Origin of the sequence: Novosphingobium mississippiense, assembly GCF_044029535.1 — a bacterium.
GTDB lineage: Bacteria > Pseudomonadota > Alphaproteobacteria > Sphingomonadales > Sphingomonadaceae > Novosphingobium.
Genome location: NZ_CP147001.1, coordinates 2,353,567 through 2,376,324, shown reverse-complemented (window position 1 = coordinate 2,376,324; position 22,758 = coordinate 2,353,567). Strand labels below are relative to the sequence as shown.

Genomic DNA, 22,758 nt, shown 5'->3' with positions numbered 1-22,758 from the left:
TCATCGGCCGGCCCAAGTCACGCTTGCGCCGGTCGATGATGACTGACCGATAGCTATCCCCGGATCATGCCGGTGCAGGGGCCGAACCCGATCGGCACCGCGCCATCGGCCGCGAAGCGCCCGGCCAGCGCCAGTTCGTCGCCATCTTCCAGGAATGTGCGCGTCTCGCCCGTGGGCAGGGCGATAGGCTCGCGGCCGGCGCGGGTGATTTCCATCAGACTGCCCTGCGTGCCGTCCTCGGGGCCGGAGATCGTGCCGGTGCCCAGCAGGTCACCCGTATTCATCGCGCAGCCGTTGGAGGCGTGGTGCGCCACCATCTGGGCGACGGTCCAGTACATGTTGGCGGCGGGGCCGTGGCTGAGGCGCACCGGGGCCATGCCGGCATCGCGCATTTTGGCGGTGGAGAGGAAGACTTCCAGTTCCAGTGCGAAAGCGCCGTGGGCCTGGTCGTCATCGTCCCAAAGATAGGGCAGGGGTTTGGGATCGCCGTCAGGGCGCGATGGTTGCGCGGCGCGGAACGGGGCGAGCGCTTCCATCGTCACCAGCCAGGGCGACACGGTGGTGAGGAAGCTCTTGGACAGGAACGGGCCGAGCGGCTGGTATTCCCATGCCTGCACATCGCGGGCGGACCAGTCGTTGAGCAGGGTGAGGCCGGCCACGTGGTCCAGCGCCTGCGCGATGGGGATCGGCTGGCCTAGCTCGTTGCCGGTGCCCATCCACACTCCCACTTCCAACTCATAGTCCAGCCGTTTGATCGGGCCGAACGAGGGGGAGTCGGCATCGGGGGCCTTGGTCTGGCCCTGTGGGCGGATCACTGGCGCGCCGCTGGGACGCACGGTGGAGGCGCGGCCGTGATAGCCGATGGGCACGTGCTTGTAGTTGGGTAGCAGCGGATTGTCGGGCCGGAACAGCGTGCCGATGTTGGTGGCGTGATGGATGCCCACGTAGAAATCCGTGTAATCGCCGATCCGGGCGGGCAGATGCAGCACGGCTTCGGCCATGGGCACGAGCAGCGGTTCGACCGCGTCACGCTCGCCCGCGCCGTCCGACAGCAGCGCCGAAACCCGATGGCGCAGCGCCGTGCGCGGGCCGGACCCCATCGCCATCAGGGTGTTGAGGCTGTCATCCGATGCCGCATGGGCGGCGGCAAGCGCCTCGCCCTGAAGCAGACTCGATTGCGCCAGCGCGGCCAGGTCGAGGATCCGATCGCCGATGGCAATGCCGCCACGCGCGCTTTCGCCCGGGCGTGAGAACACGCCCAAAGGCAGGTTCTGGATGGGAAAATCGCGATGGCCGTTGGCGCTTTCGACCCAGGAGCGCAATGCGGGCGCATGGGTGTGGTCGACAGTCGGCATGGAATTCCTCTCCTTCGCGATTATTCGTGCAGGGGTCATTAGCGTCTGGGTCGGCCAAGGTCACGATCATTCAATCAGATTATTGCGCGAAGTTATTCCATCCTTGCGTCTCTGTCATGATGAAGGGGACGGGATTTCCTGCCGCATCGCGCGCGGGGCGAAAGCGGAAACGGCGGGAAATGTGGTCGCAAGTGGCCGCGTCCAGATCGGGCCTGCCGCTGGAGGCGATCACGGTGCAGCCGCTGACCAGCCCGTCGGTGCCGATGCGGTAACGCACGGTGACTTCTCCACCGGCGCGCGCCTTTCGCAAGTCTTCCGGCAAGTCCGAATAGAGCATCCTGCCGGCGACCTGTCGCGGCAGGGCGGCAACGGACGCATTGGGATTGCCGCCAGCGCCGCTTCCGCCTGAGCCGCCGCCCCCGCTACCCGTTCCGCTGCCGCCGGCTCCGGTTCCGGCCCCGCTTGATGCGGCGCCGCCATTCCCGGCTGCCGGAGCGGTCGTGATCGGCGGCGGTGGGGCTAGCGCCAGCGTAACCGGTGGCGCGACGATCGGCGCGCCCCTGCTGCCTTGTGGCGCCGGAGCGGCCGACGCTGCCTGGTGCACCGTTTGTGGAGCCTCGCGGGCTGGAGGAGGCAGCGGTGGCGGTGGGGGTGGCGGTTCAGGCTCGGTCACCACTGCCACCAGCGCCGATCGTGGCCCGGCGACGGGCAAGCGAAGGTCCAAGCCGTGCAACAGGCCCAGGAACCCGGCGGCGACCACGATCGCCGATGCCAGGGCCGCGGGAGCATTGTGCGATCTGTCTACGGGTTGCCTCATGCCCCATGGAACAAGTTGCGCGCCCAATTGGTTTCGCCGGGTTTGCCACTGGTTCAAGTCGGTTCGATCACGACGAATTGTTGCTGTGAAGCAGGAACCGCCGCCCTGCCAGCCCGTTATGCTGATCACTACGACCCATTACGGAGGATGCAACAATGACTCTTCTTCTCATTCTGGTGGTCGGCGGCGTTATCGGCTGGCTCGCTTCGATCGTGATGCGCACCGATGCGCAGCAAGGGCTTTTTCTCAACATCGTTGTCGGTGTCGTGGGAGCACTGATCGCGGGCGTACTGGTTACTCCGCTGATCGGTGGTGCACCGATTACCAGCGGCGCGTTCGACATCATGTCGCTGTTCGCCTCGTTCCTGGGTGCGGTAATCCTGCTGGCGATCGTCAACCTCTTCCGCCGCGGCTCAATCCGCTGAGCCCAACGGTGACCGGAGAGGATCCGGCTCCCTGGAGCGAATCCTCTCCGGAGCAGTAGCTGAGCCAAATGAAAAGCAGGGAAAGGATGCCAAGCCTATGAAACCGATCCATAAGACCACCGCCGCCATCACGGTGCTTGCCGCCGCATCGCTGGGCCTTGCCGCCTGCAACAACAAGGCGGACGACGCGACGGAAAAGCAGGCCGATGCGGTCGAACAGTCTTCCGACAATGCGGCCGACGCCATGCATGACGAGGCCGATCAGATGACCGGTTCCGCCGCCGATGCCATGGACGCGAAGGCCGATGCCGTGAAAAAGGCGGGCGAGGCCAAGTCCGATGCGCTGGAAAAGAAGGCGGACAACGAGGTTGCGCAGCATCCGCAATAAGCCGGTTGCGATCGCGCAGGGCACCGGGTTTCCCAAGGAAACGGCGGGCCTACTGGACAACGGAAAGGATGGCGGCCATGCCGCCATCCTTTGTTGCATTCGCACTGCGGCAGGTCCGTTACGGGGTGCCTGCGTTTTGTCGGCAATCCGTGCTTGAATTGTCGGGCAATAAGACAGACATAGCCCGCGACCCGTTCGATGCGTCCACCGCCGGTTCTTCGGAGCACGGGGGACGGCCAGATGATCTGAAACCACGTTCTCGATAACCGAAACAGGAAGATAGCCATGACCATTTCCCTGATGCCGCTGCCCTATGCGCAGGACGCACTCGAACCGCACGTCTCGGCCAAGACGCTGGAAATCCACCACGGCGCCCACCACAAAGCCTATGTCGACAAGCTGAACGCCGCCATCGAAGGCACGCCCAACGCCGACAAGTCGGTTGACGAAATCACCAAGTCGGCTTCGGGCCCGCTGTTCAACAACGCCGCGCAGACCTGGAATCACGGTTTCTACTGGCACTCGATGAGCCCCAGCAAGACCGCGCCGAGCGGCGCGCTGGCTGCCGCCATCGAAAAGGACTTCGGCTCGCTCGACGCACTGCTGGAAGCGCTGTCGAACGAAGCGGTGAACCACTTCGCTTCGGGCTGGGCCTGGCTGGTCGTCGATGGTGGCACGCTCAAGGTCATCTCGACCCATGACGCTGGCTGCCCGATCACCACCGACGTGAACCCGCTGCTCACCATCGACGTGTGGGAGCACGCCTACTACATCGACCAGATGAACAAGCGCCCGGCCTATGTGAAGGCAGTGCTCGAGAACCTGATCAACTGGGACTTCGCGGGCGAAAACTTCGACCGTGGCACGGCCTGGACCTACCCGGCGTAAGCCGGAAAGCCTCGTCGCAGGTTTTTGAAGGGGTCGGGCCACCACAGGTGGTCCGGCCCCTTTTCTATTTCCCCTCAAGAGGACAATTCTCATGGATATCGGATTCATCGGGCTGGGCGCGATGGGCAGCGCGATGGCGCGCAATCTGGCGAAGGCCGGGCATCGCGTGCGGGCGTGGAACCGTTCGGGCGGCACGGTAGAAGGGGTGGACATGGTCGCCACTCCGGCGGAAGCTTTCGCCAGCGACGTGGTGTTGACGATGCTGTCGGAAGACGGCGTGATCCGCGACGTGCTGCTCGACAGCGCGGTGCTGGACGGGGCGCCGAAGGGTGTGGTCCACCTCGTCTGCTCCACCATTTCGGTCGCGTTCGCGCGCGAACTGGTGGACCGGCACCAGGCGGCGGGCGTGGGCTACCTGTCGGCCCCGGTTCTCGGCCGGCCGGACGTGGCAGCGGCAGGGCAGCTCAATGTGATCCTGGCGGGACCTTCCGCCCTTCGCGCCGGGCTCGACCCCGTCTTCGCGGCGATTGCCGGCAAAGTGTGGGACATGGGCGAGGAAGCACCGCGCGCCAATGCCGCCAAGATCGCCTGCAACATGCTGATGACCATGGCCATCGAAGGCTTGGCTGAGGCCGTCGTGCTGACCGAAGGGCTGGGTGTGGAGCGTGAGGCGCTGTTCGAGCTTCTGACCGGCACGCTGTTCGGCGGCCGCGTCTACCAGAACTATTCGGGCATCATTGCAGAGGGCAAGTACGAGCCTGGCTTCAAGGCGACCCTGGGCCTCAAGGACTTGCGCCTCGCCAAGGAACTCGCCGCCGAGACGGCGCCGGGCACGCAGGGCCATCTGCCGATGCTCGATGCCGTGCATATGCAGATGGGCGCGACGGTCGAAGGCGGCTATGCGGCGCGCGACTGGGCCTCGATGGCGGACTTCACCATCCAGCAAGCCAAGGGCTGATCGCTTAGGCACCGTTCTTGTGAAGGCACCGGCCCGCTCCCGACCCTATCATCCAAGGTGTGGGTTGGGGTGGGCGGGCAAGCGTTGCGGGTGGCCTCAAATGCCCTGGTGCGGCAGTTCGGTCGGCCGAGTGCCCGACGGGCGTGCGTTACCCCGGCCGGCGGGTTTTCGTGCCGGCCTGTTCGGGGTCGCCGTCCAGCAGGCGCGCAAGATCGCCGCGGGCGCGGGCGACGCGGCTTTTCATCGTGCCGATCGGGCAGCCGGCGATCTCCGCCGCCTCCTCGTAACTGAAGCCGGACGCACCCACCAGCAGCACCGCTTCGCGCCGTTCCGGCGCCAGCTTCTGCAGTGCGGTTTCCATGTCGCCAAGGTGCAGGGGGCTTTCCTGATCGGCCTCCATCACCAGCAGGCGTTCGGCCGTGCCCTCGTCCAGATCGGTCTGACGGCGGCTCTTGCGCAGTTCGGACAGGTAATGATTGCGTAGGATGGCGAAAGTCCACGCGCGCATGTTGGTGCCGGGGGTATAACGTTCGCGCGCGGTCCAGGCCTTGATCAGCGCTTCCTGCACCAGATCGTCGGCAAAGTCCGGCCGGCCGGAAAGGCCGCGGGCAAACGCGCGCAAGTGCGGCAGCACGCCCAGCAATTCGGCGCGGAAGGCTGCTTCCGCCGGGGAAACGCGGAGACGATCAGTCATCGTCGCTTCCGTCCAGCTTCTTGAGAAGGTCCCTGAAGCTGTCCGGAAGCGGTTCGTCGACCACGGAGTTGTACAGCTTCCTCAGCCCTTTGGCCCAGCCCGGCTCACCCGGCCCGGGCGCGCCTTGCCCGGTGCCGGCCTGCCCGGCAATGCCCCGGACATTGCCCTCGATGCCCGCGTCCAGGCCGACGACGCGGTGCGCGCCAGCGTTGGTTTCCGGGGGCATTCCGGGCTTGTCCGGCTCGCCTTGGTCTGGAGGCTGATTCAATGCGAACTCCCTTTCGAACTGCGCACTTGCGTGCAGAGCGGCCATGCGGTCAAGACCGCTTTCCCGCCTGCCGGGATAGAAGTTGCCGGCCATGACGTTGGGTCACGCACGGCGACTGGAGGATGCAGGCCGGGACCGGGACGGCATCCCAACGGCCGCAACCGACCGGGGCGGAGCGATCGCATTCCGAAAATCCGGACGCCGTGAAGGATCATGAAGGCCAAGCATCGTTTTGGCTGGAACAAACCGCCTCGCTCATGGTTCCCTGACATGCGATGACTTGCCAGATGTGCCCCGGACAGCCGCCTTTTGTCCCGCAGGCTTGTTTCACATTGTCGTTTCGGCGGCGCTTGCCTATCGGGGAACCGGATTTTGAAGCTGCGGGGATTTCCGGGTGATTGACCAGGCTCTGCTGGACAGGGTCCAGAAGCAGGCGTGGTTCCACAAGTACCCGCGTGGCTGGCCCTTCCTGCTTTTCGTGATCGCCTCGATCACGACGGCGGTGTCCGTCATGGCGATCGAACGGGCCGACCGTCAGACCCGCCGCGTGGAACTGGACCGCAACCTTACCGAGATCGCCTCCGCGCTGGAACGGCGCGTGACCGAGAACATCGCCCTATTGCGGGCGGGTGGCGCACTGTTCGCCAGCCAGCAGGACGTCAGCGAGGATCAGTTCCGCGCCTTTGCAGAGGATCTGCAGGGGAAGGGCAATCTCTATGGCTCGCTGGGCATGGGCTGGGCGCCGCTGGTTCCGGTGGATCATCTTTCGGAACTGGAAGTGGCCATACAGGGAAGCCGCGACCCCGATTGGCTGGTCCACCCGCGCCCCGGCGTGCGGCAGGAATATGCGACGCCGATCGTCTATCTTGAGCCGCAGGATCCCGTCAACCGGATGGCCACGGCCTATGACATGTTTTCCGATCCCACCCGCCGGGCGGCGATGGAACGGGCAATGGCGCTGGGCAAGCCGGTCGCATCCGGCAAGGTCCAACTGGTGCAGGACATCCAGAAGCCGGGCACGGCGGGCTTTTTGATCTACATGCCGATCGTCGTCGGCGGCAGCGGCCATCGGCAGGTCAAGGGCTTCGTATTCAGCCCGTTTCGCGCCGAGCAGTTCCTGGCATCGGCATCCGAACTCTATCGCAACGACCAGATCGACGTTGCGGTTTACGACGGTTCGGTCGCCCCGGAAAACCTGCTGGCGGAACGGCAGGCCGATGGGCTGACCGGGCCGACCATGGAACGCCGCATCGACGTGGGCAGCCACGTCTGGGTCGTGGCGATCAGCGATCGCAAGGTGGGGCTGCTGTCCACGGCATCGCGCATCACATTGTTCTTCGGCGCACTCACCTCGCTGATGGTCATGGCGATCGGGCGCTTCATCACGCGCCGTGCGGCCGAAGATCGGCGGGTGCTGGAATGGCTGCAGGGGCAGGCGGCGATCCGCAATTCGTTGACGCGCGAACTGAACCACCGCGTCAAGAACACGCTGGCGAACGTGCTGTCGATCGCGGCGCTGACGCGCCGCCGTGCGACCGATATCGACGATTTCACCGACAGCCTGACGGCCCGCATTCGCGCCCTGTCGGCCACGCACGACCTGCTTTCGCAATCGGACTGGCGCCACGCGGCGCTAGGCGATGTCGTGCGCTCCGAACTGGCTCCCTACATGGAAGGCAGCGAACGGCATGTCGAAATGTCCGGGCCGGACATCAAGCTGGCGCCCAACGATGCGATGTCGCTGGGGCTGGCGATCCACGAATTGGCCACCAATGCCGCCAAGTACGGCGCGCTCACCCGGGCCGAGGGGCGCATTCACGTGCGCTGGTCGATCGTGTCGCCCGAACTGGCCGTCGTCCATTGGCGCGAGGAGGGTGGGCCGGTGGTCCGTGCGCCGGCCAAGCGTGGTTTCGGGCGCGACCTGATCGAGAAGATCGTGGCGCACGAGTTGAAGGCGGAAGTGGAATTGGCATTCCTGCCCACCGGCGTGGAATGCCGCTTGAAAGTGCCGGTACGATCCAGCCGCGAATTCGCATTGCGGAGCGAGCGTAGATAGCGATCCGCAGCAGACCCGCTGCGCCCTTGTGCGCAATGCTATGCGCTTATGCGGGGGTCGTTCTTTCGTATTATTTCACCCTTATTTAAGTGAATGCCCTGTAATCCTGCCCGAACGAGTTCTTCGGGGGGTAAGTCATGGATTCGCGTGCCTGGAACCGGCATATCGTGGAAAAGAAGGTCGAATGCCGCGTGGGGGAGCGGATCGGCAGCGTGTTTCTCTACAACCTCTCGGTCGGTGGCGGCATGCTGGATGTCGCGCAGTTGCCGATGGTGGTGGGGGACGCTGTGGAGGTGTCGTTCGGCGGCATCCAGCGTTCTGCCGGGCTGGTAGTCTGGGCGCATGACGGCTGTGCCGGCGTGCGTTTCGACACGCCGCTGCACGAAGCTGTGGTCCGCCACCTTGGTTTCAATCCACCCGAACTCGATTTCGAGGCGCAGGCCCCGCGTGACCGGTTCGGCAGGGTACTGCCGCCGATCGACGCGGGCGAACGGCCCGCCCTTTACTGAACGCTACCCGTTATTGAACGATTGCGCTTTCCGGGCCGGGCTCAGTCGAGCGTGCGGCCCGGGGCGAAGAACAGTGCCTGGCTGATCGCCGCGCGCACGGTCGCTTCCTGGAACGGCTTGGTGACCAGGTAGGTCGGCTCCGGCCGCTCGCCGGTCAGCAGGCGTTCCGGATAGGCGGTGATGAAGATCACCGGTACATCGCCGAAGCGCAGCAGGTCTTCCACGGCATCGATGCCCGAACTGCCGTCGGCCAGTTGGATGTCGGCCAGCACCAGCCCGGCCGGGCTGCGCTCGAAAATCTGCAGCGCCTGGGAATGCGTGGCGGCGGTGCCGACGACGTTGTGGCCCAGTTCGGTCACCAGGCCTTCCAACTGCATGGAGATCAGCGGCTCATCCTCGATGATCAGCACGTCGGTCGCGCTTTCGCTTTCGATCTCGATCACGGCTTGCATGACCAGCGCGTCCACATCCTCCGGCGTGACGCCCAGGATCGCGGCGGTCTCTTCGCGTGAGAATTCTTCCACGGTGGTCAGCAGCAAGGCTTGCCGATGCGTGGGGGCAACGCGGGCGAGCCGCGTCTGCGCCACCTGTTCGGGGCCATCCGCATCGGCGGAAAGCAGCGGGGCGGGATCCTCGACATGGCCGGTCGCCCAGATGCGGGTAAAGCCGGCGTAGAGCGCGGCGCGGCTTTGGGCGATCTCCTCACGCAACGCGCGATCGGCCAGCGCGGCTTCCAGCGTGGCGCGGACATAGGTGTCGCCGGAATGCTGCGAACCGGTCAACGCGCGGGCGTAGCGCCGCAGGTAAGGCAGTTGGGCTGCGATCTGGTCAGAGACGGACATCGAAATTCCTCGGCTCCTGGAACAAGAGTTCCCGTTGTATTCTTCCCGGCGAAACCGGTTTTCCCACCCCGACCACGTGCCAGTGTCTGGCAATGGCGGGAGGGTAGGGCAACAGCAAAATTTTTTCGCGCAGCCACGCCACGCCGGGAACCAACGAAGTACTCGCGCGTTCCATCGACATCACCACTGGCTCCCCCACCCCCCGCAAACCGGTGGTGATCCGATCCCGAAGGCCTCCGTTCACCGAAAGAAGTGAACGGAGGCCTCAATCGTTCAGCGCCATGCTTGTTCCCGGCCTATGTGTATTTTTCGCGTAGCGGCTTCGTTCGGTTGCCTCAGTCAAGGGCGGCGGGCCGTTGCGCCGGGCCGGGCTTCTTGTGCGACAGGGTGGCTTGTAGTTGCAGCTTTTCGGGAACTTTCCGCAAGTTGGCTGCGTTACCCCGTCACTGATCCCAAAGCGGGCGAATAATATGGAGGGTATCGCGATGGCTGGAACGATCGAGGCAGAGGCAGCAGGGGCAACGAAGGAATCGCAGGCGCACGGCGCCGCACAGGCCCCCGTGGCGCGTCTCGACGACCGCGATTTCAAGCGGGCACTGGCGGAAGTGGCGCCGCATCTGCGCGCCTTTGCGCGCGGGCTGTGTGGTTGCCGCGATCGTGCGGACGATCTGGCACAGGAAACGATGCTGCGCGCCTGGGCGGCGCGCGATCGCTATGCCGCCGGCACCAATTTCAAGGCGTGGACGTTCACGATCCTGCGCAACCATTTCTATAGCGAGGCACGCCGCGCACGCTTCCACGGCGATTACGACGAAGTGGCGGCCGAGCGCATTCTCTGCGCCGAAGCCAGCCAGGAAAGCAGTGTCGAACTGGCCGATGTGCTGCGCGCGCTGACCACCATTCCCGAAACCTATCGCGAGGCGCTGATCCTCGTCGCCGCCGGCAATCTTTCCTATGAGGAAATTGCGCGGATCTGCGGCATTGCGCTGGGTACCGTGAAGAGCCGCATCTGCCGCGCCCGCGCGATGCTGGCAAAAGTTCTCGAATCTGGACAGCTCCCGGATTTCCGCCACAATTTCGTCTTGACCGGAGAGGCCATCGATGCCTTCTTCGAAGAGCTGGTCAGGATCGCCAACGCCGACGAGGATGCCGAACTCGCCGCCTGACAAGGATTACCGTGTCTTGGGCCAGATGATTGCAGGGGGAACTCCGTTGGAGGCCGCAAGGGCAGCAAAAGTTCTCATCGTGGAGGATGAATTCCTGGTTGCGCTGCAATTGGAAGACATCCTTGCCGATGGCGGGCACGATGTTCTGGGGACTTATCCCGATGCGGCTTCGGTCGCATCGCTGGGGGAGGCCCCGGATGTCGCGCTGGTCGATCTCAACTTGCGCGACGGGCTTACCGGCCCGGCGATCGCGCGGGAGATTGCGGTAAAGTTCGGCTCCCGGGTGATCTACGTCACTGCCAACCCCGGCCAGATCGACAGCCCAGCGCCCACTGCGGTGGGCGTGGTGCAGAAACCATTCTCGCGCGAGGCGATCCTGAATGCGGTCGCCTATGCGCTGGCAGGGTGTCCTGAAAGTGACCGGCCCCGCGAACTGGAACCGTTGCAGCAGCGGGCCTGAGCGCAGCGAAAACGGTTGCCTTGGCCCGTAGGCGCCATGCTATCAGAAGATTGTGGGGGGCGTTTCCACTTCCGTGACAGGGAGTTGCCCATGAAGCCGTTCAAGACCCATCGCGCCATCGCGCTTATCCCGGTTTCCTTTGCCGCCTTGATGGCCATAGGGACCGCAACCCAGATTTCCGCTCAAATTCCTGGAATGTCTTCTGCCTTGCCAGATGTTTCGTCGATCGGGGGCAGCAATGCCGCCGGCGTCCTGTCCTATTGCGCCAAGAACAAGCTGGTGGATCAGGTGCAGGGAAATTCGGTTTATTCCGCGCTGACAAAGAAGCCGGACGTGGAACAGACCAGCCCCAGTTATACGTCCGGTGCCGCGGGCAATATCATCGGCGGTGACGGCAAGACCTTCTCGCTCGACAAGGCGCCCAAGCAGGTTCGCCAGAAGGCGTGCGACATGGTGCTGAAGCAGTCGAAATCGTTACTCTAAGATTTTGGTTTGCTGCGTTTCCGAGTCATCAGGTGATTCCACCTGATTGGAAGACGCTCTAGAAATAAGCGAAACGGCCCGCCGCCCGATCCATCGTTCCCGCCAGCGGGACAGTATCAGGCAACGGGCCGTTTCAGCTATCTGAAATGGAAGCCGCGGCGGTGAAGGCCGGTCAGACCACGCCGGTCTCGTGCTCGCCCACGCGGGCCGGGTCGATCGTGCCGCCAGTTGCCAGTCGGAACAGGCCCTTCAGGCCCACATCCATGGTCCAGACTTCGGCATCGTCCACCTCGAATCGCAGCATGATCACGGTGGGATCATCCCTGCCGCCCGGAAACCAGCTTTCCACGGCCTTGTTCCAGTGCTTGTCGCGTGCGGCAGGGTCGGTTTCCGGGACCAGTGTGCCTGCCACGCAGGCGAAGACTTCGTGACCCAGGGTAACGACCTGCGCCATGGCCCGCCCGCCCTTGCCGATGCGGTTGTCGCGCCGACACACGAACCAGACGGCGTGATGGGCCTCCTGGTCCAGCAGCGCCGTCATCGGTTCGGCATGTCCCGGCGAATTTTCCAGCCGGATCATCGCCACCGGACTGATCGCAAAAGCTTTCCAGAATGTCTCGCGCACATTGGGGTCCATGACAGTCTCCTCTCGGTCATCAATCAAACGTCGCGAAGACTAGGGGCGTTCCCGGAGATTGGCGGCCCGCGAAGAAAAGGTCATGTAAACAGCCTGCGATTCCAGTGCGGAAAGTCAGCACAAAATACTGCGGTTCATGCCTTCGTTCTTTCCTTATTCGCGTGCGTCGCCAGGAAGTTCGGTAATGGTGGCTTCCAGTTCGCGTGGCTTTCGCGTTTCGAACCGGGTGGCCATCCTACGCTCATCCTCCGCCGAAAGCGCCTTGGCTGCGGTGGGGAACATCTCGTCCTCCTCCTCATCGATGTGATGGAGGTAGCGGTGGCGCATCTCCTTGAACTTCGCCAGCCATGCGGGCGAACTCATTTCGGTTTGGAACAGTTCGCCCAGGAAATCGTCGATTTCCTTATGCTCGGAAACCGAGTGGCGCGCATCGTCGCGCAAGTCCGGCTTGGCCAGCATCGTTGCATAGAGCGTCTCTTCCTCGGCCGCCGCGTGGGCCTGCAATTCACGCCGCAACGCTTCGAACAGGGCGCGCCGTTCCGGGCTGTCGCCATGGGTTTCGCCCAACTGTTCCAGCATCTCGCGCTGGCGATCGTGATCCTGCTTCAGAACCTTGAAGATGCGGGCATCGGCCATCTGTCCTGTCCTTTCGATCATGTTCCTTGTCGCGGAGAAACGGGTGGGCCGGACGCAAGGTTTCCGGGTGCCGACAACCTCGCGACGATTGGTGCGTTTGCATCGGGCAGCCGATGAGAAAGCACGATCACGCCGATGCCGCGCCTCCGCTTTGCCGACCCCGATGGGCCCGGAATTACTCGCAGTCGCACGCGTGCGGGCAAGTGGGCCTATCACGGCCCCGATGGCACGCGGATCACCGATCGGGATGAGATCGACCGCCTGAACCGGATCGCCCTGCCGCCTGCTTATGTCGATTGCTGGTTTTCCCCATTGGCAGAGGTTCATCTGCTTGCGACCGGGTTCGACGCACGCGGGCGCAAGCAGTATCGCTATCACCCGGAGTGGCGCGCTGGGCGTGACGCGCGCAAGTTCGATCGCTGCGCGCCCTTCGGCCATGCTCTGCCGGCGCTGCGCGAACGCGTTGCCCGAGATCTGGCGGGGAGTGGGCTTTGTCGTGACCGCGCCGTCGCCTCGATCGTGGCGCTGCTGGATGCCGAGGCGATCCGTATCGGCAACGAGCGCTACGCCGCCGCCAACAAGAGTTTTGGCGCGACCACGTTGCGGAACCGCCACGCCAAGCTCCAGGGGCGCAAGCTGCACCTGCGCTTTCGTGGCAAGCACGGCAAGCTGCGTGAAGTGATCAGTTCGGACCGCGCGCTGGTTTCCTGCGTGCGGCGGATGCAGGATCTGCCGGGGCAGCACTTGTTCCAGTATCTGGACGATGAAGGCTGCGCGGCCCCGGTGGGATCGCAGGACGTGAACGCCTACCTGCACGAAACGATGGGGGAGGAATTCTCCGCCAAGGATTTCCGCACGTTCGCAGCCAGCACAATCGGTTTCGCGCGCCTATGGGAGCAACCGGGATCGAGCCTGAAGACGATGCTGGAGGAGGTGGCCGAGCGGCTGGGCAACACGCCCGCCATCGCGCGCAAGTCCTACGTCCACCCGGCCTTGATCGCCTTCGTTCGCAAGGCCGATCCGGTGCCCGAACTGCCGGCGCGGTTGCCCCGCCGCACCCAATGGCTCACGCGTGAGGAGCGCGGGCTGATCGCCTTTCTTGAAGCGTCGCCGCCAGCGGCAACTTGGGGATAGTCCTGAAAGCGGCTATCTTTCTGCCAGTTGGGCAAGCGCCGTCTTGATATCGCGCAGGCCGTAAGGCTTGGTCACGACGGGCACATCGGCAAAGGCTTCCGCCAGCACCGATCGTTCGCCATAGCCGCTGGCGAAGATGAAGGGCGTCTTTCGGTCGCGGAGGGCATGGGCGACGTCTTCGCTGGTATGCTTGCCCAGATTGACGTCAAGCATCGCGAAGGAAATCTCTCCGGTCTCCACCATGGCCAGCGCGTCGGCCACGGTGCCGGCGATGCGGCAATCGTCGAAGCCCAGTTCGCGCAGGGCGTCTTCCGCCTCCATGGCGATGATCACATTGTCTTCCACCACCAGCGCGGCGCCGTTGTGTACGGCGGTGTCGAATTCGATTGTTTGCGCGGTTTCCGGGCGTGGGCGCCCGGTCGCAGCGGTTGGGGCTCCGAAGGCGGCGATATGTTCGGCGGGAAGCTGGAACCGTGCGCGCAGCCCCGTTTCCGGAAATTCCACCGTGGCGGATCCGGATAGTTCGTGCGGGATCGTGCGCTCGATGATCGTCGATCCGAATCCTCGCCGCGTTGGCGGGGATACGAGTGGGCCGTCCACTTCGCACCAGTCGATTTCCAGCGCGCCGCTCTCATCCCGACCAAGCGTTACCGCCACCGTGCCGCGCGGCACGGAAAGCGCGCCGTATTTCACCGAATTGGTGGTCAGTTCGTGAAATACCAAGGCCAGCGTGGTGAATGCGCCCGGCGCGATCAGCGCATCGGGGCCGTCGATCACCACCCGGTCCACGCTGCTGCCGGTATCGGGCCCGGCATAGGCCGCCGCCTCGGTCCGGATCAGTTCGTAGAGCGAGGACGGCGTCCAGTCCTTTTGCGTAACCTGATCGTGCGCGCGGGCAAGGGCGTGGATGCGGCTGCCGACGATGTCGGCAAATTCGTCGATGGAGTGCGCGCCTTCGCGACTCTGCGTCACCAACCCGCGAATGAGGTTGAGGATGTTGCGCACGCGATGGTTTAGCTCGGCGATCAGCATGTCCTGCTGGCGATTGGCCTGTTCGCGCTCCGCATGGGCGGCATCGGCCAGGCGCAGAACCACTTCCAGCAAAGTGACGCGCAGCGATTCGGCGGCCTGAATCTCGTCCTCGCTCCATTGGCGGGACTGGCCGCGGCGCTCTTCCTTCCAGATTTCGAAACTCTTGCGCGGCGTCAGGCGCGGGCCGTTGGGGCCGAGTTCGATGGACTTTTCAGGGTTGCCTGCCCAGTTCACCTCGCGCAGCTGCTCCCGTCGGAACAGCACGATGTAGTCGCGCGGCGAGCGGCTGACCGGCAGGGCCAGCAGGCCGGCGGCCTTGTCCGCCCATTCCTCGGCGGGTTCGAACACGCGGGTGATCGTGTCGGTTGACCAGACGGTGCTGGCCCCTGCGGTGTTGAGAAACCGCGCCAGTTGCCGGAACTGTTCCTCGTCCGGAGTGGCGCCGCGCGAAACGAAGCGCCCGTCCACCCAGCCGATCACGCCATCGAACGGGATGACCCGGCCGATCGCCTCGCCAAAATCCTCGAACGCTTCCAGCAGCGATCCGCCGCCGGCCACGCGGGCCATGATCTCGTCATGCAGGCGCACGGAGGCGGAGCGGCGGGCCAGCGTGAAGTCGGTTTCCTTCTGTTCCAGCAGGTAGGCGAAGAATTCGCCGAACAACTCGCTGGCGGTCCGTGCGGAGTAGGACAGCGTGAGCGGGGCATAGTGGTGGCAGGCCATCAGCCCCCACAGCTTGCCCCGGCGCATGATCGACACCGACATGGAGGCCTTCACGCCCATGTTGCGCAAGTATTCGACATGGATCGGCGAAACCGCGCGCAGGCCGGACATCGACAGGTCCAGCGGATCGCCGCTGGGCCCGGTGGCCGGATAGATCGGCACGGTGGGATCGTCGATATCCGAAATGATGCGCAGCAGGTTGCGCGAATAGAGCCGGCGCGCCTGGGCGGGAATGTCCGACGCGGGAAAGTGCAGGCCCTTGAAGCTGTCCACCATGCCGTTCAGGCTTTCGGCGATCACTTCGCCCGCGCCATCGGCCTCGAAACGGTAGATCATCACCCGGTCGAACCCGGTCAGCGCGCGCAAGTGCCGCGCCGCGCTGGCGCAGAGCTTTTCCAGCGAGGGGGCTTCGCGCAGCCGCTCTATCATCGGCCGCACATAGCTGACGAAATCGCGCCGCCGTCCCGCCTCGCGCGGTTCGATCTCCAGCACGTAGGACCGCCCGGAAGCGTGGAGCGCCAGGTCGAACAGCCGACCGTCACCGACAAGATCGACCTCGAACACGCGTTCGACACCGCCGCCACCACCCAGGACCTGCACGCGGGAGCGCACGTCATGCATCGCGCTGGGCGACAGGAATTGGATGGCGGGCATCCCGATCATCGCATGGGGTTCCTGCCCGAACAGGTCGGCACAGTTGAGCGAGACGTGATTGACGATCCAGTCGCTGGAAAACGACACGAGCCAGCCAAAACTCTGGATGCGGCCGATCACATGGATCGGCTCCATCGCGCAGGTATCCAGGCTGACCAGGCTGGTGGCCATGTCACCGGCGTCAGCCATCAACGCGGGTTCTGCCGTGCGGCCGGGCGTCGTCGCGCGCCGGCATCGTGAAAATGGCGTGTCGGGTCATCTTGTCCTCGGTTCGCATCGGCAACTCGTTCTGGGCGGAAAGCTCGAATTCTCAAAACGATATCGGAGCGTTTCGGCCATTCCCAGACACCGCCCCTCCAGCGCCTGTCAACTCTCCCCACGCCGCAGTGTTCCCGGGGAACACATCGATCGATGCAACGGATCGCCTGTTGCGGCGAAATAGGGTCTTAGCGATCCGAAGTGGACCCGTCTGTTCACATGTGAACGGAACCGCATCCGATTTGCCGGGTTGTCAGGTCAAGGAGGGCCGGCGGTCCGGCCGGCGACTGTGGCAAAAGCGAGCGGTAAGCACGCGAGTTTTCGGGATTTTCACGAATGGACGTACAGATCGTTCAGGAAGACAGCGATCTACTTCGGGCGCTTCGACCTGCCGACCGGGGACTGCTGGATCCGCATCTGGTCGACATCAGGTTGGCGGCGGGAGAAGTGATCTACCGACCCGGTGATCAGGTGGAATATTGCTACCTCCCACGCGGAGCGGCGGTCTGCTCCTATTTCGTGGAACTGGATAGCGGGATCGAGGTGGAAACCATCCTGGTCGGCCGCGAAGGTGCACTGGGCGGCGTGGTGAGCATGGGCCACCTGCCGGCCTACGCCCGGTCCGGGGTGCTCCACGCCGGGCGCTTCTGGCGCATTCCGACCCGGCAACTGGAAGAGATCAAGGACCGGTCGCCCGCCATCGCCAACCTGTTCGCCCGCTATGCCGATTGCGTGATGGCCCAGGTTTTCCAGTCGATCGCGTGCAATGCGGTACATACCATCGAACAGCGTGCCGCGCGCTGGCTGGGTGCGGCGGTCGATCGCATCGGGTGCGACGATGTGACGATGACGCAGGAACAACTCGCCTCGATGATGGGTATCGGCCGCAGCTATGCCAGCCGCGTGCTCCAGCGCTTCAAGCGCGACGGCCTGCTGCGCACCAGGCGGGGGGGCATTACCGTGCTCGATCGTGCCGGGCTGAGCGACAAGGCCTGCTCGTGCAACGCGCAAGTGCGCAACCATTTCGATCGCGTGCTGGAAGGCGTCTATCCGCGCGAAGGGGGCTGATGGGGTGCTGCCATGGTTCTTATGATTGGACCATGCATTAGTATCTACTTGGATGATTTTCAGGTCCACCGATTGCCCTAACGCCCATGCATGATGTGCGTGTGCAGGCGTGGCAAAGCTGCGGCCATTCCCCGAGTTTCAGCCTTGGCGGCGCTGATGGCCTTTGCGCCGTCGGCATACGCGGCCGAATCGAATGCCGCCGACCCTCCCGCAACCAGTGAGGTCGGGCGCCGCCAGAACGAGGCGGGGCGCATGGAACAGAGCGCGGAGATTCTCGACTTTGGCTTGGCCTATACGGCGGACGTCTGGCACAATTCCGGCGGGGCCAAGGACGGCTGGCGCTATCTCGATAATCTGGATGTGACGGTAGGCGCCGATCTCGATGCAGCGATGGGCTGGCACGGTGCGCGCCTGTTTGCCTATGGGCTGTACAACAACGGCCATTCGCTCAGCATGCTCACCGGGGATGCGCAAGTCGCCAGCAATATCGAGACCGGCGTGAAGGCCTTGCGGCTCTACGAAGCCTGGATCGAGCAGGACTTCGGCGCGGATGCATCGGTGAAGCTGGGGTTTTACGACCTCAATTCCGAATTCGATGCGTTGGATACCAGCGCGCTGTTCATTTCCAGCGCCCATGGCATCGGCACCGACATCAGCCAGTCCGGCCGGAACGGTCCTTCGATCTTTCCGGTCACCAGCCTTGCGCTGCGCGTTCAGGCGAAAGTGTCGGACGAAGTGACCGCGCGTTTCGCGGTGCTGGACGGGGTGCCGGGCGATCCCGATCATCCGCGTCGCACCGCGATCAAGCTCGGCGGCGGGGATGGCGCTTTCACGATCGGCGAGGCGGATTGGCGGCACGGCAAGTTGCGGGTGATCGGCGGCGCCTGGGGCTACACCGAAGAGTTCGAGCGGCACGACCATGCCGGTACCGCGCCCAGTCGCGGCGCTTATCTGCGCGGCGAGATGGAACTGCTGTCCACCGACACGCGCAAGGTGGACCTGTTCGGCCGACTGGGCGTGGCGAGCGGCGCGGTGAACATGTTTTCGCAGTTCGCGTCCGCCGGCGCCACTTTAACGCTCGACGACGGCTGGCAGTTCGGCGCGGCTGTCGCCCATGCCCGTACCTCGGCCGACTACCGCCGCGCGAATGGAGCCCTTCGCGCCGAAACCTCCATCGAACTGACCGCCGCCCGTGCCATCACGTCATGGCTCAGCGTGCAGCCGGACCTTCAGTACGTGATCGATCCGGGCGCGGTGCCAGGCGTGGACGATGCCCTGGTGGCAGGGTTGCGCGTTACCGTCAGCCTGTAACGCGCAATGGAACCGCCGGAACGCGGGTATTGATCAATGCTCAGGCTCGTCGGGACGCGCGGGATCGGTCAGCGGCAGCCACTGTTCGTCGGTCATGCCGTCAAACCAGGCCTTGGGCGCATCTCCCGCGACTGGCCACAGTTCCTGCAGGGAGCCGCCGTCGTAGAGGAAGCCGCCCCGCATGACGGAGGCGATCTCGCGCGCCTTGCGCACATCGTCGCGCGGGTCTGCATCCAGGATCACCAGGTCGGCCAGCTTGCCAGGCTCGATCGTGCCCAGATCGGCAAGCCGGCCGATCGTCTCGGCCGCGCCTGCCGTGGCCGCGTGGAGTACCGCCATCGGCTTCATCCCGCCGACCTGATGCGCTTCCATTTCCCAGTGATAGCCGATGCCCGGCACTTCGCCGTGCGATCCCATGCCCAGCAGGCCACCGGCCTGCGCATACGTGCCGGCATCGCGCGCGATCTGCGGGAAGCGCGTTTCTTCCAGCGGGTGGAAATCCCGCCCGATGGCGATTTTCTGGCGGATCGCCGGTGCGGGCCAGAAGTGGCGCAGCTTGGCGTCCACCACGGGGTCATCGTGCGCCACGAACCAGTCGGTGGCCGGTGAGCCTGAATTGGTGATGCTCAGCGTGGTGACATAGCTGGTGCGCATCGCCTTCATCAGCGCGATCACGTCATCCCCCAGCACCGGGGCGGGCAGGGCGTGTTCGTTACCGGCATAGCCGTCCAGAATCTGGGTCAGATCCAGCTTCAGCGACAGTGCGCCCTCGGTCGTTGGCAGCAGGTGTTGTTCGCGTGCGGCCATGGCCACCCATTGGCGCACGGCGCGGCTACCGGTGCGGTATTCCTTCAGGTTGTGGGTGTGATAGCCGTCCGAATAGCGCGAAAGCACTCGCCGTGCATCGTCGAGGGAGGCGATCCGCTGCTTGGAGAACACCGCCGTTCCCGTGGAGCGCAGGCGCGGGCCAAGGACATAGCCGGCGTCGACCAGCCCCTGATAGGCCAGATGGTCGGGCGACAGGGTGGAGGGGTCGAAGCTGGTGGTGACGCCGTAGGCCAGACGCACGCGCAGGCCCCACAACTCGTCCGCGGGGTTGTTGCGGCGGATCTCGCCGACATGATCGTGATCGTCGATGAAGCCGGGCAGGATCGTCTTGCCGGAAACGTCGCGCACTTGCGCGCCTTCGGGCACTGTGAACGAGCCGCGCGGGCCGACGGCGGCGATCCGGTCGGCGATGACGAGAACATCGCCATCCTCGATCACCTTGGCGCCGTCCGCCATGGTCAGCACGCGGCCGCCGCGTAGCAGCAGCGCGCCTTGCGGAATGGCGCGCGGGGCCGTGGCCTCAAGCCGCATCGCTGCCAGTTCGCGCCCATCGTTGGCAGCGCGGCGAGAGAACAGCGTGCCGTTCACCGTGTCGAGCGTGCCCGATCCGCTCCATTCGAACCAGTCCGCGCCCAGTCCCGGTAGCACTTTCGCCGGGGTGCCGGGGGCCAGCACGTCGATCTCCTTGGCGGGATCGGTGGGCGTTGGCATCAGGTAGACGCGATCGGCGATGGCGGCGGCGACTTGCGTGCCGTCCGGGCTGATCCGCAGGTCGTCGGCATCGGCATTGCCCTCGGCAAAGTACCAGCCGGGGCCGCTGACATGCGCCACGGGGACGAGCTTGCCCGTGGCCAGATCGACGCGGACAAGGCCGCTGTCGTCCAGCAGGAATGCGCTGCCGGGCGCATTTGCCGCAAAGTGCGGCTTGCCGCCGAGCCGGCCCTGAGCCAGCACGCGCAAGTTGCTGCCGTCACGGTTCAGAGAGACCAGTTCGCCCTTGCGCAGCGGGCCGAACTCGAAGTTCGTCTGCCGCCGCTCCTCAAGCGCGGAGCGCAGGACAAGGATCGTCTGGCCATCCGGCGTGAAGGCGGGGAAGCGGTAATAGGCGGGCATCGCCGCCACGCGGGTTGCGGGGCCGCTGCCGTCGGCCGGCGCCGTCCAGATCGCGGAGCCGGACTTTTCGGTCCAGGTGACGAAGACGATCGTCTTGCCATCCGGTGACCAGTTCGGCTGGGCGGGGGCTTCCACCCCGGTTCCAAGCGGCAGGCGATGGGCCGCCGCCGCGCCCAGATCCTGCACCCACAGGCCGTCGAGTGCGGCGAAGGCCACCTGCTTGCCGTCGGGCGAGGGGGCGGGGCCCATCGCCAGCTTGGCCTCCACCTTGCCGGTCTCCTCCCGCATCGAGAAGCGGGTGGACGCGCCGACAGCGACTTTTGCCGTTATTGCGCGGTCGATCGGCGTGCTCTGGCCCGTGGCGATATCGCGCCGTTCGAAGCGGCCGCCATGGCTGAGGATCACGGCCTTGCTGTCCGGCGTGAATGTCATCGAGGGCACCATGCCCATCCACGACGATGCCTGCATGGCGTCCAACTCGGTATCGCCCAATGCCTTGTCCGCGCCGGTGGTCAGGTCGCGCAGGCGCAGGCGGCTGCCGCCCTCGCGCCGGGTGACGTAGGCGAGCCAGCGGCCATCGGGCGAGACCAGCGGGGCGAAGAACGTCTCTTCCTTGGTTCCACGCGCGCCGGTGCCGGCGATCGCGTCGGTTTCCGCGCCGGTGGCGAGATCGCGGCGCAGGATGGTCCAGCGCGTCGGCATGTCGAATTCCAGGCCATCGGTGCGGCGCGCGTAGTAGAGGGCCTTGCCGTCCGGCGTGGCCGCGGCGCCCAGCGTGGAGCGCCATGCCGGGCGCGGAGCGCCATCCTTGGGCTTTACCGGAACCAGCAGGCTTGCAGGCCCGGAAAGCGGGAATTGCCAGAATTCGTAGTTGTTGAGGTCGGGCCGGAACCGGCTGGCGAACACCGATCGCCCGTCCGCGCTCCACACCGGGGAGGCCAGGGCGGTATCGTCGTTGAAGCTGGTGATTTGCCGGGCCTGCTTGCCGTCCGGCCGCGCGATCCAGATATTCTCGGCGCCGCTGCGGTCGGTGACGAAGGCGATCCATTGCCCATCGGGAGAGAATACCGGCTGGGAATCGAAGGCCAGCCCCTCGCTGATCTGGCGCGCCTTGCCGCCGGCGGCGGGCATCGTGAACAGATCCCCCAATACATCGAAGACCAGCGTCTTGCCGTCCGGAGAGACGGAGGCAGAGGTCCATGTCGTCCGCTGGGGATGGAGCGTCAGCACGCGTTCGGGCTTCAGCGGCAGGCCCGATTGCGCAGCGGCCGGAACAACGATCGCGCTGGACAGCAGAAGCGCGGGCAGCAGGGCCGGTGCCAGCTTGCGGATCACGCGAGGCGGCTCCCGTTCATGCGTTCCATCCAGGCCCGCAGGGCGGCGTCGGGGTAGGTTTCGAGCAGATGGTCCAGCACTTCGGCATTTTCATCCTGCGCCAGCTTGAAAGTGCCGTCCAGCGCAGTGACGCGCGCTTCGAAACCGATGATTGCCCCCAACATTCCGGTATATCGCTCCTGCAATTCACTGCTGGTCCATGGCTGGACGCGGCCCTGCTCGCAAGCCGTAACAAGGCGATCGAGGGCTTGCGCGGTCAGGCTTTCGTCAATGCGGACTTCGGCTTCGATCCGCAGCGCGGCATAGTTCCAGGTCGGCCCCCAATTGCGCTTCCCCGCATGTTCCGGCGAGACGTAGCCCTGCGGGCCGGTGAACAGGAAATGCGCGGTAGGGGCCGCAGCGAACAACGTGCAGAGCGGATTGCTGCGCGCCATGTGCCCGACAAGGCCGGTCAGCATGCCGTCATCATCGTAAGTGCCCAGCATCGGCAGCAGGCTGGCCGTCGCCGCCGGAGCGCCGGGCGAAAGCACCCAGGCCAGCGGGAACTGGGCGATCAGCCGGCTAACGTCTTCGGCACCGTACTGGTGAAAGCGGGGATCCATTGTCAGGCTCCGGTACTGCACGATCTTGCAAGGAAAGGAAAAAAATTGTCACAAAGACAGGTCCGCAACCGGTGCGGTGCGAACATGCCTCAAGCGTGCCAAGCCTGTTGATCTTTCC

The 22,758-nt window shown here is 64.9% G+C and carries 22 protein-coding genes; 12 read left to right on the top strand and 10 right to left on the bottom strand.

Features of this window, described 5'->3' with window-relative positions:
• Positions 1 to 53: 53 nt before the first annotated feature.
• Both fahA and WBP06_RS11265 read right to left on the bottom strand, forming a co-directional pair.
• On the bottom strand, positions 54 to 1,355 hold the full coding sequence (gene fahA, locus WBP06_RS11270) for a fumarylacetoacetase (protein ID WP_395327499.1): 1,302 nt from the start codon (positions 1,353 to 1,355) through the stop codon (positions 54 to 56).
• 79 nt (positions 1,356 to 1,434) lie between these two features.
• Positions 1,435 to 1,959, bottom strand: coding sequence for an energy transducer TonB (locus WBP06_RS11265; RefSeq protein WP_395327497.1), 525 nt, complete (start codon positions 1,957 to 1,959; stop codon positions 1,435 to 1,437).
• Positions 1,960 to 2,327: 368 nt separating this feature from the next.
• Here WBP06_RS11265 and WBP06_RS11260 point away from each other — a divergent pair, with 368 nt between their 5' ends.
• From WBP06_RS11260 to WBP06_RS11245, 4 genes are all read left to right on the top strand, one after another.
• Entirely contained in the window at positions 2,328 to 2,597 is a 270-nt protein-coding gene (locus WBP06_RS11260; protein WP_395327495.1) for a GlsB/YeaQ/YmgE family stress response membrane protein, read from the top strand.
• A gap of 97 nt (positions 2,598 to 2,694) precedes the next feature.
• Positions 2,695 to 2,985, top strand: coding sequence for a hypothetical protein (locus WBP06_RS11255; protein WP_395327492.1), 291 nt, complete (start codon positions 2,695 to 2,697; stop codon positions 2,983 to 2,985).
• Between the two features lie 285 nt (positions 2,986 to 3,270).
• Positions 3,271 to 3,873, top strand: coding sequence for a superoxide dismutase (locus WBP06_RS11250; RefSeq protein WP_395327489.1), 603 nt, complete (start codon positions 3,271 to 3,273; stop codon positions 3,871 to 3,873).
• A 91-nt stretch (positions 3,874 to 3,964) separates the two neighbouring features.
• Positions 3,965 to 4,831 (top strand): NAD(P)-dependent oxidoreductase, encoded by an 867-nt coding sequence (locus WBP06_RS11245; RefSeq protein WP_395327486.1) that lies wholly within the window; start codon positions 3,965 to 3,967, stop codon positions 4,829 to 4,831.
• Between the two features lie 148 nt (positions 4,832 to 4,979).
• Here the strand turns inward: WBP06_RS11245 and WBP06_RS11240 are convergent, their stop codons facing one another.
• Together WBP06_RS11240 and WBP06_RS11235 are read right to left on the bottom strand one after the other, a co-directional pair.
• The gene (locus tag WBP06_RS11240; RefSeq protein ID WP_395327484.1) at positions 4,980 to 5,525 is read right to left on the bottom strand and encodes a sigma-70 family RNA polymerase sigma factor; all 546 of its coding nucleotides are present in this window, start codon (positions 5,523 to 5,525) and stop codon (positions 4,980 to 4,982) included.
• Positions 5,518 to 5,886 (bottom strand): NepR family anti-sigma factor, encoded by a 369-nt coding sequence (locus tag WBP06_RS11235; protein WP_395327483.1) that lies wholly within the window; start codon positions 5,884 to 5,886, stop codon positions 5,518 to 5,520. Before WBP06_RS11235 ends, WBP06_RS11240 begins: the two co-directional genes overlap by 8 nt.
• A gap of 301 nt (positions 5,887 to 6,187) precedes the next feature.
• On the opposite strand from WBP06_RS11235, the gene WBP06_RS11230 reads away from it, so the two are divergent.
• Both WBP06_RS11230 and WBP06_RS11225 read left to right on the top strand, forming a co-directional pair.
• Positions 6,188 to 7,849 carry a CHASE domain-containing protein gene (locus WBP06_RS11230; protein WP_395327481.1) on the top strand — a complete coding sequence of 554 codons (1,662 nt, stop codon included), beginning with the start codon at positions 6,188 to 6,190 and terminating at the stop codon, positions 7,847 to 7,849.
• Between the two features lie 137 nt (positions 7,850 to 7,986).
• Positions 7,987 to 8,358 (top strand): PilZ domain-containing protein, encoded by a 372-nt coding sequence (locus tag WBP06_RS11225; protein ID WP_395327480.1) that lies wholly within the window; start codon positions 7,987 to 7,989, stop codon positions 8,356 to 8,358.
• Positions 8,359 to 8,399: 41 nt separating this feature from the next.
• Here the strand turns inward: WBP06_RS11225 and WBP06_RS11220 are convergent, their stop codons facing one another.
• Entirely contained in the window at positions 8,400 to 9,200 is an 801-nt protein-coding gene (locus WBP06_RS11220; protein WP_395327478.1) for a response regulator, read from the bottom strand.
• Positions 9,201 to 9,685: 485 nt separating this feature from the next.
• On the opposite strand from WBP06_RS11220, the gene WBP06_RS11215 reads away from it, so the two are divergent.
• The 3 genes from WBP06_RS11215 to WBP06_RS11205 all read left to right on the top strand — a co-directional run bounded on the left by WBP06_RS11215 (position 9,686) and on the right by WBP06_RS11205 (position 11,309).
• Positions 9,686 to 10,366 (top strand): sigma-70 family RNA polymerase sigma factor, encoded by a 681-nt coding sequence (locus tag WBP06_RS11215; protein WP_395327476.1) that lies wholly within the window; start codon positions 9,686 to 9,688, stop codon positions 10,364 to 10,366.
• 79 nt (positions 10,367 to 10,445) lie between these two features.
• Positions 10,446 to 10,826 carry a response regulator gene (locus WBP06_RS11210; RefSeq protein ID WP_395327474.1) on the top strand — a complete coding sequence of 127 codons (381 nt, stop codon included), beginning with the start codon at positions 10,446 to 10,448 and terminating at the stop codon, positions 10,824 to 10,826.
• A gap of 90 nt (positions 10,827 to 10,916) precedes the next feature.
• Positions 10,917 to 11,309, top strand: coding sequence for a DUF2501 domain-containing protein (locus WBP06_RS11205; RefSeq protein ID WP_395327472.1), 393 nt, complete (start codon positions 10,917 to 10,919; stop codon positions 11,307 to 11,309).
• A gap of 172 nt (positions 11,310 to 11,481) precedes the next feature.
• On the opposite strand, the gene WBP06_RS11200 is transcribed toward WBP06_RS11205, so the two are convergent.
• Both WBP06_RS11200 and WBP06_RS11195 read right to left on the bottom strand, forming a co-directional pair.
• The gene (locus WBP06_RS11200; RefSeq protein ID WP_395327471.1) at positions 11,482 to 11,946 is read right to left on the bottom strand and encodes a pyridoxamine 5'-phosphate oxidase family protein; all 465 of its coding nucleotides are present in this window, start codon (positions 11,944 to 11,946) and stop codon (positions 11,482 to 11,484) included.
• 153 nt (positions 11,947 to 12,099) lie between these two features.
• Complete coding sequence (locus tag WBP06_RS11195; protein ID WP_395327470.1) at positions 12,100 to 12,582, bottom strand: hemerythrin domain-containing protein; 483 nt, start codon at positions 12,580 to 12,582, stop codon at positions 12,100 to 12,102.
• 135 nt (positions 12,583 to 12,717) lie between these two features.
• Here WBP06_RS11195 and WBP06_RS11190 point away from each other — a divergent pair, with 135 nt between their 5' ends.
• Complete coding sequence (locus WBP06_RS11190) at positions 12,718 to 13,716, top strand: DNA topoisomerase IB (RefSeq protein WP_395327468.1); 999 nt, start codon at positions 12,718 to 12,720, stop codon at positions 13,714 to 13,716.
• 12 nt (positions 13,717 to 13,728) lie between these two features.
• Here WBP06_RS11190 and WBP06_RS11185 read toward each other — a convergent pair whose 3' ends face one another.
• Positions 13,729 to 16,314 (bottom strand): HWE histidine kinase domain-containing protein, encoded by a 2,586-nt coding sequence (locus tag WBP06_RS11185; protein WP_395327467.1) that lies wholly within the window; start codon positions 16,312 to 16,314, stop codon positions 13,729 to 13,731.
• A 405-nt stretch (positions 16,315 to 16,719) separates the two neighbouring features.
• Between WBP06_RS11185 and WBP06_RS11180 the strand changes: the two genes are divergently transcribed.
• Positions 16,720 to 17,451 (top strand): Crp/Fnr family transcriptional regulator, encoded by a 732-nt coding sequence (locus WBP06_RS11180; RefSeq protein ID WP_395327465.1) that lies wholly within the window; start codon positions 16,720 to 16,722, stop codon positions 17,449 to 17,451.
• A gap of 252 nt (positions 17,452 to 17,703) precedes the next feature.
• Positions 17,704 to 18,762 (top strand): carbohydrate porin, encoded by a 1,059-nt coding sequence (locus tag WBP06_RS11175; protein ID WP_395327463.1) that lies wholly within the window; start codon positions 17,704 to 17,706, stop codon positions 18,760 to 18,762.
• Between the two features lie 33 nt (positions 18,763 to 18,795).
• Here WBP06_RS11175 and WBP06_RS11170 read toward each other — a convergent pair whose 3' ends face one another.
• Positions 18,796 to 22,038, bottom strand: a complete 3,243-nt coding sequence (locus WBP06_RS11170; protein ID WP_395327461.1) for an amidohydrolase family protein — start codon at positions 22,036 to 22,038, stop codon at positions 18,796 to 18,798.
• Positions 22,035 to 22,640: an FMN-binding negative transcriptional regulator gene (locus WBP06_RS11165; RefSeq protein ID WP_395327460.1), complete on the bottom strand. Its 606-nt coding sequence runs from the start codon at positions 22,638 to 22,640 to the stop codon at positions 22,035 to 22,037. Before WBP06_RS11165 ends, WBP06_RS11170 begins: the two co-directional genes overlap by 4 nt.
• Positions 22,641 to 22,758 lie beyond the last annotated feature (118 nt).